General features: G+C 57.1%; 10 protein-coding genes and 1 riboswitch. Of the genes, 3 read left to right on the forward strand and 7 right to left on the reverse strand.

Annotated features, from left to right (window positions below; all coding sequences use genetic code 11):
* Positions 1-65: 65 nt before the first annotated feature.
* Complete coding sequence (ytxC, locus tag PM3016_RS31215; protein ID WP_013920424.1) at positions 66-995, reverse strand: putative sporulation protein YtxC; 930 nt, start codon at positions 993-995, stop codon at positions 66-68.
* Between the two features lie 129 nt (positions 996-1,124).
* Between ytxC and PM3016_RS31220 the strand changes: the two genes are divergently transcribed.
* Together PM3016_RS31220 and PM3016_RS31225 are read left to right on the forward strand one after the other, a co-directional pair.
* On the forward strand, positions 1,125-2,234 hold the full coding sequence (locus PM3016_RS31220; RefSeq protein ID WP_014372148.1) for a GGDEF domain-containing protein: 1,110 nt from the start codon (positions 1,125-1,127) through the stop codon (positions 2,232-2,234).
* 124 nt (positions 2,235-2,358) lie between these two features.
* Positions 2,359-4,011, forward strand: a complete 1,653-nt coding sequence (locus tag PM3016_RS31225; protein ID WP_014372149.1) for a L,D-transpeptidase — start codon at positions 2,359-2,361, stop codon at positions 4,009-4,011.
* Positions 4,012-4,085: 74 nt separating this feature from the next.
* On the opposite strand, the gene PM3016_RS31230 is transcribed toward PM3016_RS31225, so the two are convergent.
* The 5 genes from PM3016_RS31230 to metA all read right to left on the reverse strand — a co-directional run bounded on the left by PM3016_RS31230 (position 4,086) and on the right by metA (position 10,047).
* Positions 4,086-5,276: a glycosyltransferase family 4 protein gene (locus tag PM3016_RS31230; RefSeq protein WP_014372150.1), complete on the reverse strand. Its 1,191-nt coding sequence runs from the start codon at positions 5,274-5,276 to the stop codon at positions 4,086-4,088.
* A 168-nt stretch (positions 5,277-5,444) separates the two neighbouring features.
* A complete protein-coding gene (mqnC, locus tag PM3016_RS31235; protein ID WP_013920428.1) occupies positions 5,445-6,581 on the reverse strand; it encodes a cyclic dehypoxanthinyl futalosine synthase in 1,137 nt (378 codons plus the stop codon).
* A 254-nt stretch (positions 6,582-6,835) separates the two neighbouring features.
* Positions 6,836-7,654 carry a class D beta-lactamase gene (blaOXA, locus tag PM3016_RS31240; RefSeq protein WP_041617986.1) on the reverse strand — a complete coding sequence of 273 codons (819 nt, stop codon included), beginning with the start codon at positions 7,652-7,654 and terminating at the stop codon, positions 6,836-6,838.
* Positions 7,655-7,909: 255 nt separating this feature from the next.
* The gene (locus PM3016_RS31245; protein WP_014372152.1) at positions 7,910-9,124 is read right to left on the reverse strand and encodes an aminotransferase class I/II-fold pyridoxal phosphate-dependent enzyme; all 1,215 of its coding nucleotides are present in this window, start codon (positions 9,122-9,124) and stop codon (positions 7,910-7,912) included.
* Positions 9,121-10,047 carry a homoserine O-acetyltransferase MetA gene (gene metA, locus PM3016_RS31250; protein WP_013920431.1) on the reverse strand — a complete coding sequence of 309 codons (927 nt, stop codon included), beginning with the start codon at positions 10,045-10,047 and terminating at the stop codon, positions 9,121-9,123. Before metA ends, PM3016_RS31245 begins: the two co-directional genes overlap by 4 nt.
* A gap of 129 nt (positions 10,048-10,176) precedes the next feature.
* Positions 10,177-10,326, reverse strand: a riboswitch (SAM riboswitch).
* Positions 10,327-10,780: 454 nt separating this feature from the next.
* Between metA and corA the strand changes: the two genes are divergently transcribed.
* Positions 10,781-11,716, forward strand: coding sequence for a magnesium/cobalt transporter CorA (gene corA / locus PM3016_RS31255; RefSeq protein ID WP_013920433.1), 936 nt, complete (start codon positions 10,781-10,783; stop codon positions 11,714-11,716).
* Positions 11,717-11,800: 84 nt separating this feature from the next.
* Here corA and PM3016_RS31260 read toward each other — a convergent pair whose 3' ends face one another.
* Complete coding sequence (locus tag PM3016_RS31260) at positions 11,801-12,811, reverse strand: HRDC domain-containing protein (protein ID WP_014372153.1); 1,011 nt, start codon at positions 12,809-12,811, stop codon at positions 11,801-11,803.
* Positions 12,812-12,966 lie beyond the last annotated feature (155 nt).

Raw genomic sequence — 12,966 nt, forward strand, 5'->3', positions numbered from 1 at the left:
GGATTACAGCCAATGTCCCCTCTCTCTGGGCAGCACTTCAGCTCTTCATGTCTTTGATGGCGGCTTTATCCTTTATTATATTCGGCAGCCGTCGAGCGGTCAAGGCTGTGGCACATCCGGCAGTACCCGCACAGCTCCACCCGGTTCTCGAAGATCTGCCGGATAGTATGGATGACCTGTACGTCAGGCTCCCGCGTGTGAATAAAGATCTTGCCCGGCGACACCGTAATCAGCGTGGAGACGATCATGTCCTCGAAGTTCATATCCTTCTCCAGCATCTGGGCGGTGACGACCGTTTCATTCTCTTCCGTTTCGATCAGCTCCATGCGCTCATTCATCAGCAGGAAATCCGCTCCGCCCTTGTGAATGAGATGAACGATCGGAACCTTGGCTTCCTGGATATAGACGAAATACTGGAGCAGGGAGATAAATTCCCGGTACTGCTGGTCCATCACGAATTCGTCAACGGCATACTCGACAATCTCCCGGAGCTCTTCACGGTACGTTTGAAGCCGGAATCTCAGGAAGCCGTCCAGATTAAGCAGTGTTTGTTCCTGCAAAAATTCACGGAGCTCCTCGGCTATGATTTCCCTGCGCCGCGCATAAGCTTTAGCATAGTCATTCGGACCGGTCCGATGCGCTTCCGTGCCGAGCATCCGGTCACAGTAAGACAGGATCTGGCTCACATCCTCTTCCCGCTTGTACCCATACTCCTGTCTGATCATGCTTCTCAGAAGGGGGAGCTCCTCTTCGCGCAGCACGTAATCCGCAAGCACCTGCGCAGCTTCCGCCAGCAAGACATCCCCATCGATATGAAGTTGAAAAGCCGGAAGCTTGCCTGACACCTCGATCTGATGCAGCCCCTCCGTGCCGTTAAGAGCGATATGGATTTTGTCTGTATTATGTAGCAAATCGCCGGAACCCGAGAGTTCCCGGCTGAGCCGGTCTGCCTGTGCGTCCGAACGTTTCAGCAAATATACCGTAAACAGCTTCATCCCCATTCACTCCTTTCAGACCCTTGCCTCTGTTAAAGTATATGGCCCAAGAGTCGCATATATACAAATATCAAGCGCCCATGGTATAGTAATAAATGAGATTTACACAGGATATTGGAGTGAATTTCTATGGTTTTTGATGCGGCGCAGCAAGCGAGACTGTCCCGCTGGAACCGGAGGCTGCTGAATGGATACTGGGGCATTGCGGTTCTCACGGTCGCTGCCGCATCCGTCTATGTGACGACCTCGCGATGGAACCCCGATTATACCCCCATAGCGATCCTGAGTCTCCATACGCTCTGGATGGTGCTGGGGCTATTGGCGGTGGAAGCGGCTTATCTTCTCTTGAAGCGTTTCAAGGATTATGTCGTCATCTGCGGCGGTGCTGCGCTCTCCCTGAGTCTTATTACCACATTTCCGCAGCTCAGCCCCTCTTTGGCCACGTTATTTCTTCCGATATTGGCCTCGGTCTTTTATTTTCAGCGGCGTAAGCTTCTTTTCGCGTATGGAATCGCACTCGCCAGCTTCTTTCTCATCCATACCACCGTTCTGCACGTGTTCAGCTCCTCGCCCTGGGGGGAACGGATTTCGATGACGGCCATCTTGACCTTCGGCGCATACCTGGGACTTGAAATCCGCCGCCGCGGTCATGACCTCCTTCAGGATTTGAAATCGACCCTGGCTTCGGAGCAGGATCTGCTGGTACGCAATATTCTGATGGACAAGATGGCCAAGACCGACGCGCTGACCGGACTTTACAACCATCGGTCGTTCCATGAGTATCTGGATGAATTGATGATCCACGGCGAGAAGAACGGATTGGGCTTTCATCTGGCCCTGCTCGATATAGACCACTTCAAGAAAGTGAACGACACTTACGGGCACCAGGCAGGCGACGCCGTACTGATCAGGGTCGCAGCGGCCATCCGCGAGATGGTATCGCCGAATGATTTTCCCGCCCGCTACGGAGGCGAAGAATTCGCGCTCCTGTGCCCGGAGAGCGGGCTGGCGGAGCTCCTGGACCAACTCGAACGGATGCGGCTCCGCATAGCGGGGATGATGCATCCCGAGCTGGATGGTAATCCCGTAACCATTTCCGTAGGAATCCATGCCTTCAGCAAGGGCTGCTCCAAGGAAGAATTGTTCGATGGAGCGGACGAAGCACTTTATGAAGCCAAACGTGAGGGACGCAATCGGACGAAGGTGCATGGGAACGAAGTCATGACACTGACGTCTTAAAAGGCGTCTTTTTTTGATGTCTATGATACATAATGTATATTTTTTTAGGTCCAGCCCTTTCGTTCGGACCTACTTTGTGATACTATCTGTATCATTAGGACAATTCTTCTAGGAGGCTCCTGCTATGCCGTACCCGACGACCCGTTATCGAGTTCCTAAAGCCGACCATCTCATTCATCTGCATAAGAACCTGTATTTGAACCGCAACGACCCGAATTATTATCAGAAGGTCATCAATTATCTCGATCGCCGCTCTCCCGAAGCCCACTTCCGGCTGGCCCAGCACTATGAGGGAGAAGGCCGGCGGGAGAAGGCTCTGTTTCACTACAGGGAAACGATGAGAACCCATCCCTCCCCTTATTATTACCTGGCTTCCGGGTCCATCCGCCGGCTCGAGAAGGAAGCCGGACTCGCCGATTCCGCAGAAGTCCCCGCTGCATCGAAGGACAAGCCGGTCATTCCGCTCTTCCTCAAGGTGCTGCTCCTGGCCCTGCTCTTCATCAATCTTCTGCTGGCCGGACTCTTCTACGGACCTGCGGCCATCTCTAAGGTGGTTTCGGTCTGGAGCCCGCTTGGCATCGGCAAAGCCGTTACCTACGAGAGCGTAGAGCTCCCCTTCCTGCTGCACATCCCTTACGGCACACCGAATGAGGAAGTCGAAGAGCTGCTTCATGACCGGGCCGTTCAGCTGTCCGAGGGTCATCCGAAGAACAGCATCGTGATCTTCGGGATCGCCTCCCCAGTCGCCGGCAAAAGTGTCGTCCCGCTGACGGACGAGACCTGGAAGTCCAAAGCCTTCGTGGTCGCGGAGTACCAGCCGGCCGTGGATGATTCCGTCAAGATCCGTTTCCTTCAAGCGGAGCTGCAGAAGCTCCGCACCGAAGCGGGCGCCAATCTGGTGCGTACCGCTTTGGCTGCCTACAAGAGCGAGCACGGCGCCTATCCTGCGTCCGTGCAGTCTCTGCTGAGCGCCTACCCGTCCAACTACATCTCTTTCCTTCCTGAGGAAGCCCTGTCCGGTTCGTCCGAGGTTAGGGCTTTTTTCGATGGAAGCGGCGGCTGGGTATATCAGCCGGGCGGCTCCTCGCCTGAGGGCGCCTTCTACCCGAATGTTACCGCGGCCGCAGCCGAAGGGATCGCCGCAGCGGCTGCGGCGGGAGGCAGCGGCAGTGGCGATGGCGGTGGAGAGGCCCCTGAGCAGAGCCCTTGGGCTGTCCCTTACCGCCCGGCGGCCCTTGAAGTGATACAGGATCAGCACGTGATCCGGCTGACCGCCGGGGAAGCCCTGCTTGCCGAGTATCCTGTAGGGCTCGGAGCGGAAGGTGCCACGCCGAACGGAAGCTTCACCATTGGCGAGCGGGTCCTGGCTCCCCAAGGCCGTCAGGAAGGCGTCTACGGTGCAGCCGCGCTCGGGATGGGCCGGTTGGCTGTGCACGGCACCTCCGATGCTTCGTCCGTCGGAAGGGATGCCTCCCTGGGCTGTATCCGGATGACGAATGAAGACATCGCCGCGCTGTATCCGCTCGTGCCCCGCGGCACACAGGTCGTCATCCGCCCCGCGGAGGCCGCCGAAACGGCCGCGCATGCGGCCCTCCCTGCACGGACCGTGGTTCCGGCACAAGCCTTACTGCCGGCAGAGTACCATCGCCCTTCCGCATCCGCATCGTCCGGCTCCGGTTCAGCTTCGCCGGTATCGGCTGTGCCGGCCTCCTCTTCACCCGCAGCAGCCCCACAGAACGAGACCGCGCCTGGCCGGATCTTCCACTGGCTCGGATAAGCACAGCGCAGGAAGGCCTGCTGCCCATCGGCAGCAGGCCTTCCTGCGCTGTATGATAATCCGCTTCGCCGTCCTCACGAACGGGCGTACTCCACCTGCCGGCCGCCCTTACCGTACTGGATCCACAGCTCTTCATAGAGCCGCACCGTCTGGCCGACATAAGCTTCCCGCGAGAACTCATTCTCCATGATTTCTTTTCCTCTACGTCCCATTGTCTTATAATCCATGGAGAGCATAGTTGTAACCGCTTTCGATAATGCATTGAAATCAAAGACCGGCGTCATCAATCCGTTCTCCGGACGCACCATCTCAGGTACACCTCCGACATCCGTCGAGATGACAGGCAGGCCCGCCCGCATGGCTTCCAGAACCGCCGTGGGGAAGGTATCATAGACCGATGAGAGCACGAATACATCCGCTTGGCAAAGCAGTTCCGGCACATCGCGTCGAAGTCCGAGGAAGTGAACCCGGTCGGTCATGCCCAGCTCACCGGCCAGTGCGAAGAGCTTCTCCTTGTAGACCTTCTCATGCTCGAAGGTAGCATCGCCAACGATCACGAAATGCCCCCGATTCCCATCCGCTTTGAATCGCTCGGCAGCCCGGATCAGGGTCTCAATGCCTTTCTCCGGCGCCAGCCGGGCCACCGTCATCATCAGCGGTTCTTCTGCCGACACCCCCAGCTGCTCGCGGAGCGGTATGGAAGCGTTATCGGAATTGCTCTTGGAGAAGTGGATGCCGTTGTAAATCTTCGTCAGCTTGCCCGATTCCCTGCCGAACCACCGGAACATCACCTTGCTCCGCTCACACAGCACGACAACCTTGTCATTCAGCAGATGATTCAGCATTCCGACCATCTGGTAAGCCGGCAGCATCCCTCTCGGCAGCTCGTGCACGGTCTGTACGGAAGGAATCCCTTTAAGCTTGGCTGCGATATTCCCGCCCATCAGCTCCATCTTATGGGAGTGTACGAGATCAATCCGGTGCTTCTTGATAATGTCGAGCACGGTCCTTACGGTACTGAAGAGCTTCAGCGTATTGTCCCAGTAATACCTGTAGCTCGTCGGCTTGCCGAATACGGCCAGCTTCCCGATGAACACCTTCACGCCGAGGCTCTCGTACCTCTCCACGTAGGGACTGTGTCCGGCCAACAGCACGAACGGCTGGTACTGAGTCCGGTCCAGGCCTTCGATTAGCTGCAGCAGCACCGTATCCACCCCGCCAACCTGGCTCGGGTAAGGCTGGAGATATAGAATATGTTTCACCATGGTTTCCCCGGCTTTCCAATTATTGTTGTGATGCTATAAAACTAACATCCATTAGGGGGCCCGTCAATAACCCCCGACTAAAGCTTTGTTTAGAATTCGGCAGATCAACGGTCCCGCCTGCCACAAAAAAAGACCGCCAAATCTCTCGGCGGTCTTCCCTGTATGAATCTAGTTCTGCATGATAAAGTCGTTCTCTACCTGCACCGTCTCATCATCGAACATCCGCAGAATGTCGTATTTCGTATTGCGCTGGGCCGGAATCTTGCCCGCTTCGCGGATGAGCTGCAGCGTGGAAGAAATATTGACCTTATGGGTCGTGCCCGCCGCGGAAACCACGTTCTCCTCGATCATCGTCGAACCGAAGTCATTGCAGCCGTAATGCAGCGAAAGCTTGCCCACTTCCGGCCCCATGGTCACCCAGGAAGACTGGAAGTTCTTGACGTTGTCGAGCATCAGGCGGGAGATCGCCACGTTCTTCAGGTAATCCTCCGCACCCAGCTTCTCCGCCTTCAGGTTCGTATTCTCCGGCTGGAAGGTCCACGAGATGAAGGCCAGGAAGCCCGGAACCGGGAACCCGCTTGCCAGCGACAGATCCTGCTGCTCGCGGATCCGCAGCAGGTGCAGCGCCCGTTCTTCATTCGATTCGCCGAAGCCGATGACCATCGTACCGGTCGTATGCATGCCGACCTTATGCGCCGCATGCATGACGTCCATCCAATCGCGCCACGAGCCTTTGAGTCTCGAAATCTTGCGCCGCGTGCGGTCGTCCAGAATCTCGCCGCCGCCGCCCGGGAGGGAGTCGAGCCCCGCTTCCTTCAGCGCGCGGATCACTTCTTCGAGAGAGAGGCCGGACAGCACCTGCATCTTCATGATCTCCGCCGGCGAGAAGGAATGCATCGTAATCGCCGGGAAGCGCTTCTTGATCTCGCGGAGAAGGTTTGTATAGTAGGAGAACGGCAGGTCCGGATTCACGCCGCCCTGCATAAGGATCTCGGTGCCACCGACATCGATCGTTTCCTGAATCTTCTGGAATATAACTTCATCCGGCAGAACATAACCCTCCGGTGAACCCGGAGCACGGTAGAATGCGCAGAACCGGCAGAATACGTCGCAGATGTTGGTGTAATTGATATTGCGTCCGATCACGAAGGTCGTCACCGGCTCGGGGTGATGCCTCAGCATGATCTGATTGGCCGCGTGGCCCATTTTCTCAATCTGGTCGGATTCATACAGCGCGATGCAGTCTTCCACGCCAAGGCGTTCTCCTGCCAGCACCGAATCCAAGATACGATCGATGGAACTCATCGCATTTCATCTCCTTTATACTCCCCATCGTACCACAAACCGCTCCATCCCCGCTATACAAAAAGGCCGCAGGAAGAACCCTCCGGTTCTCCCCGCGGATATTTTGCAAACATTATGTGAACAGCCGGGGTGCCTCGATGGAACCCGGAATGTCAGAGCGGCGAAACTGGCTCGCCTCTTGGATAGGATACCCTAAGCCAGCAAAAAGCATAGGACGGAAAAAGCCCCGCTTAGCTGCTTGAAGGGAAATCTGGTTACTGGAGAGGGAGCAGCCCATGGCTCTTCAGAATGCCCGTCACCGCCGCCTTGGCCTCCGTTCCGCTGCCTTCGAGATTCGCCGCAAAGACATAGCTGCGTTTCTCCCCCGTGAGGAAGCCGACATACCAGCCGAGCCCGTAATCGGACAGGCGGGTGCCCGTTTTGCCGTACAGCGTGTAGGTATCGCCCTCCTCCTGGATCATCATGCGCTTCACCGTCTTCATGACCGGGCGGTCCAGGGGCAGCTGCTCCCGTACCAGCTTCTCAAGGAAGTCGACCTGCTCCATCGCCGTAATCTTCAGCGTGCTGTCCAGCCAGAACCGGTCGATGCCTCCGCTGAGGTCCCGGTTGCCGTAGGACAGGCTGTCCAGCCCCTGCTGCATATGCTCCGCTCCGATATCCCGGGCCAAGGCCTGATAATACCAGATGGCGGACTCGCGCATCGCCGATCCCAGCGTGTGATCCCGGTTCCAGCTCTCGAATTCGCGTATGGTCCCGTCCCAGCGCTTCACGTCATACTCATCGCGCACCGCTCCATTCTGAAGTCCGATCAGGGCATTCGCCACCTTGAAGGTCGACTCGGGGGTAAACGGCGTCTCCGCCCGCTCCCGGTTATAGACATACGTATCCCCGCTGTGCAGGTCTTTGATGACAAAGGTTCCCGTCCGGCCCTCAAACGCCTGCTCCGCCTGAATCTTCTTCACGGGCAGCGGACGTCCCGCCTCTCCCGTCTCCCCCTTGTCTTTGGCTGCTGCCGCCTGCACCGCGGCTCCGAACAGCAGAACGAGCACAGTCAATACCATGCGTTTGCGCATCATCTTGGTTCCTCCCCTAATCTCCATCTCTATCTTCATCTTCATATTGGATAACCTCTGCCTGCAAGTCTTATTATAGACCTCCTCCCTTCGGCAGAACATGGACGGACCCTGACGGTTGACTGATAAGCGAGGGTTCCCCAAGGATATGAAGCCGGATGCAGGACCGAAGCCAACACAAAAAAGAGGAGCCCTGCTTGGCAGGCACTCCTCTTTCTTCCTATTATATATACGCGCAAAGACGCTTCCTGCGGATCAGCCGAGAACCGGCGTACCGCTCTCGATCTCCTGCTTCGCGAGCTCAATCGCCCGGGACAGATCGGCGATCAGGTCGTCGGCATGCTCGATGCCTACCGAGTAGCGCAGCAGCTTCTCGTCGACCCCCACCTTGCGGCGGATCTCCTCCGGAATATCCGCGTGTGTCTGCACGGCCGGATAGGTCATCAGCGATTCCACCCCGCCGAGGCTCTCGGCGAAGGCAATGAGCTTGATGTGGCGCAGAATCGGTTCGATCGTGCGGGCGTCCTTCATTTTGAATGAGAAAATCCCCGTGTTGCCCGACGACTGCCGGTTCTGAATCTCGTGCCCCGGGTGGGACGGAAGCGCCGGATAGTAGACTGTCTCCACATCCGGATGCTCCTGCAGGAACGTGGCGATCTTCGTCGCGTTATACTGGTGGCGCTCCATACGAAGCGCGAGCGTCTTCATCCCGCGCATGAGCAGCCAGGAATCCTGCGGCCCGAGAACGGCTCCGATGGAGTTGTGCAGGAAGGCCATCTCCTCGGAGAGCTCCTTGCCCTTCGTGACGATGAGACCGGCCAGCACGTCGTTGTGGCCGCCGAGGTACTTCGTCGCGCTGTGGATGATGATATCGGCTCCGAGCTCGATCGGGCGCTGGAAGAACGGCGTCAGCAGCGTGTTGTCCACGATGGTGAGGATGCCCTTCTTCTTCGCCCATGTACACACGAGCTCGATATCGGTGACCATCATCAGCGGATTCGTCGGCGTTTCGATCAGCACGGCTTTGGTTCCCGGCTGCACGCTCGCCTCCAGCGCATCCAGATCGTTGGTATCCACGTAGGTCGCCGTCACACCGAAGCGGGACATGATCTTCTCGAGCAGGCGGTACGTGCCCCCATAGAGATCCAGCGATACGATCAGATGGTCGCCCTGGCGGAACAAGGCAAAGATCGTCTGCAGGGCGGCCATGCCGGAGGAACAAGCAAAGCCGGCGTCGCCGGATTCCAGCTCCGCGATCGCCTTCTCGAGCACCGTACGGGTCGGGCTCTTCGTGCGGGCGTAGTCAAAGCCTGTGCTCTGGCCAAGCTTCGGATGGCGGAATGCCGTCGAATTGTAGATCGGGAAGGATACGGCCCCGGTAACGGGCTCTTCGATAGAGCCGATCTGTGCCAGGCGGCTTTCAATTTGGAGCTTGCTGAACTGCGGCTTCTGTTCCTCGTTCGTACTCATATCACATATTCTCCTTTGTACAGGTCATAGGGCGTTTCCTGATAGACATAGTAGTTGAGCCAATTCGAGAAAAGCAGATTCGCATGGGCTCTCCAGGTGTTGAGCGGCTGCCGCGTCGGATCGTTATTCGGATAGTAGTTCTTCGGAATCGCGATATCGAGCCCTTTGTTCACATCCCGGTCGTATTCCGCCTTGAGCGAACAAGCGTCGTACTCCGAGTGCCCGGTGACGAAGATCTGCCGGCCGTCCTTCGTCGCGACGATGTAGACGCCCGAATCCTCGGATTCCGATAGAATCTCGAGCTCCGGATGCTTCAGGATATCCTCCCGGCGCACTTCGGTATGGCGCGACTGCGGCACATAGAACGCTTCGTCGAACCCGCGGAGCAGCTTCACGTTCGGCTTCGAGATCGTGTGCGGGAACACTCCGAACATCTTCTCCTCGAGCGGATGCTTCGGCACGCCGTAGTGATGGAACAGGCCGGCCTGCGCCGCCCAACAGATATGCAGGGTGGAGGTCACATGCGTGCGGGACCAGTTCATGATCTCGGCCAGCTCGTCCCAGTAGTTCACATGTTCGAAATTCAGCTGTTCCACAGGAGCGCCTGTAATGATCATGCCGTCGAGATACTCGTGCTTGACGTCTTCGAAGGTTTTGTAGAACTGCTCCAGGTGCTCGACCGGGGTGTTCTTCGAAGTATGCGTCTTCGGGTGCAGCAGAATGAATTCGACCTGCAGCGGAGTGTTCCCGATCAGCCTGAGGAGCTGGGTCTCCGTCGTTTCCTTGGTGGGCATCAGGTTCATGATCGCAATCCGCAGGGGGCGGATATCTTGGTGAAACGCCACGCTCTCGTCCATGACGAAGATATTCTCGTTAATCAGAACTTCTTTGGCGGGCAGTTGATCAGGTACTTTAATAGGCATCCGGGTTTCACTCCTTCTTGGGATCGATTCGTTATTCCCGCACTCTGCGAGGGAGAAGGCCGGGCATTGCATCAAAAAAGACCTTCCCCGCGCGCGACGAGAAAGGCCTTTGTAATTACATCGTCCTCTCTCTCATCTATCAGAAGCCGTTACGCTTCCGCAAGAATTAGCACCGTGCAATGCCTTCGCTTCGTGTCTGTTTACCTGCCTGTTGTCTGCAAAGGATTGTCGGTTGCCGGGTATCATCGGGCTAGTCCCTCAACCTGCTCTTGATAAGAGTGTGAAACCGAATCTATTCAGTTGTTTTGGATAACAATACTTTAATCGAAAAGAAAGCGCCCGTCAAGGGGGAGTCCATGCCCCGAGTCCGTTTATTTTCCCTGCCGGAGGAGCCGGCTGCACCATGGAAGCATCGCGAACATACCTTACAAGAGGCCCTCAAATCTGCATTGTGTTCTTGAAAACACCGAGTTATACTAGACAAGGGTTCGACAATCTTCTTAGTCAAAGGGGTGCGATCAAACGAATGGACGGAGACCCGAGGAGTCGCTTCTGCGTTCAATTAAAGCTTCATATTCCGAATGGAACCCGGCCCCCTGCCATCGTTCGATTCTGCCATCCGCCTGCCCTCCGCGGCCGAATCTCCGGCTGACGCCCACAGCAGGTTTTTGCAGTCCGCACGCCATCGGTAAGGGTCGTGTTCCGGTTTCGGCAACACGAAAGGGTGAGACCTATGAAGGCACGCTTGGTGCAGGACGGCATATTTACATTGGTGGAGGATATTACCCAGACGGTGGTCCCGCCGCATCACGGATTCTACTGGATCGACGCCGAACCGGAGGATCTCGAGATGCTTCAGCCCTTGTTCCACCTTCACGAACTGGCTGTCGAGGATGTGCTGACGGAAGAAGAACAGCGTCCGAAGATCGAATTGTACGACACGCACTATTTCATTGTATTTAATTCCATCCGCTTTGATGACGAAGAAATTTTTCTGCGTGCCCTGAACATCTTTCTCGGCAGGCATTACATCATAACGATCACACGGCAAAAAATTAACGAAATCCGCGCCCTGAAGCCCGTCCTCTGGGAGGAGGAGGTCAAGGCGCCCGACGAATTCCTGTACCACCTCATCGACCTTATCATCGATAATTATACCCTTGTCGGCGACCGGATCGATGCAAAGATTGAGAAGCTTGAGGAAGAGATCCTCATGCACACGAAGAAAGCGCACCTCAACGAGATCATCGGTCTGCGAAGCGAGATTCTGTGGCTGAAGAAGGTGCTGAATCCGCAGCGTGAAGTGATCGCGACCCTGGGCCGCAAGGAATTGAAGCTGATCTCCGAGCCGCTGAAGAAGTACTTCGGCGATATCTACGAGAACGCGGTCAAGATCTCCGAGACGTTCGATACGTTCCGCGAACTCATGGGCAACTTGCGTGAAGCCTACCAGTCGTCTCTGGCCAACCGGGCGAACGAAATCATGAGGGTATTCACGGCCATCACCACGATCTTCATGCCCTTGACGTTCATCACCGGGATCTATGGGATGAACGTGACATACATTCCCGGAGCCGATACGCACTGGGGCGGGCTCTCGATTATCTTCGGCATGGTGTTCCTCGGCATCGCCATGTTCTGGCTGTTCCGCAAGAAAGACTGGCTGTGAGCCCTTCGCCGGCAAGAGAAACCCCGGACTTCCTTTGATGGAGGTCCGGGGTTTTGTTGTGTTGAAGCGATACGTGGTCCCCGCTTACGATGCCGCGCTCTGCCTTACGGCGTTCGCCTTACGGTACTTCATGCGGAGCAGGCGCAGCCACTCGTAAGCCCGGTCGCTGTCCTTAGCAGAGAGCTCTTCACTCGTGAATACGGCCTGCAGAATCGGCTTCAGGTAGCGGTCCCCCTGCTGTTCGAACGCCTGCCAGGCCGCCGCGATGCGGGCTTCCTCCACTTCCTCCAGCATCACTTCGATGAAGGCTTCAAGATCATAGCCGTCCCGGTCGAGCTCCTCGAGCCAGAGCAGCAGATTGCGCCGCTGCATCTTCGTCTCCTCCTGGACCTCGTCGAGCTTCGCCCCGCGCTGCGCCGCCTCCAGCAGCCGGCGCTTCACTTCCCGCTTGTCGGCTTCGGCCTTCAGCTTGCGCTCCTTCTCTCCGAGCAGCCAGGCGTTCAGCTCCGCCGGATCGACGGCCGACTCCACCCACGTCAGCGGGAAGCTGCCCATGCGCTCGCGCCCGGCGGTCAGCGCCAGGATCGCTTCGCTGTAGGAGGCCGCCTTCGTCTTGCCGAAGCCCGGCAGCTGCAGCAGCTCCTCCTCCGTCTGCGGCACGAACGCGGAGATCATCTTGAGCAGACGGTTGGTCGCCACGATGAACGGCGCCTTGCCCTCCTGCGACGCCTGCTTGAAGCGCCACTGGCGGAGCGCCTCGTACAGCTCCTCCTGGGCATGCCGCTCGCTGTAGAAGTGCAGCGGCTGCATGTAAGCCATGCGCCCGTCCAGCCCATCCATCTCGCTCACCTGCATCTCGAGCAGCGGCGTGTAGCCTTCGCACTGCTTCGCGAACACGTGCTCGCGGAACGCCTTCATCATACCGCTCCACTCGCTGCCCTCATACCAGGTCTCCGCCGCTCCAAGGCCTTCGTCCGGCGATTCGTTCCACATGACGATCCAGCTGCCTTCACTCTCGCCGATCGATACCTGGGCTGTGAACACTTCCCCCTCCGCCGTCGTCTTCTCCATGCTGTTCAGAAACATCAAATTCATATGTCAGTCCTCCTCAGGTGTTTGGTTTCCAAACTAGAACTAGAACCTTATGCCCATGCAAAAAAGCACCCCTCCGGCCGGTTAGGCAAGAGAGGTGCTTCCTCATTTGTTCGTCGTTTGAAATTAGTACCATAGTACCATGGCGAAAGAAGGAC

It is taken from the genome of Paenibacillus mucilaginosus 3016 (assembly GCF_000250655.1).
GTDB lineage: Bacteria > Bacillota > Bacilli > Paenibacillales > NBRC-103111 > Paenibacillus_G > Paenibacillus_G mucilaginosus.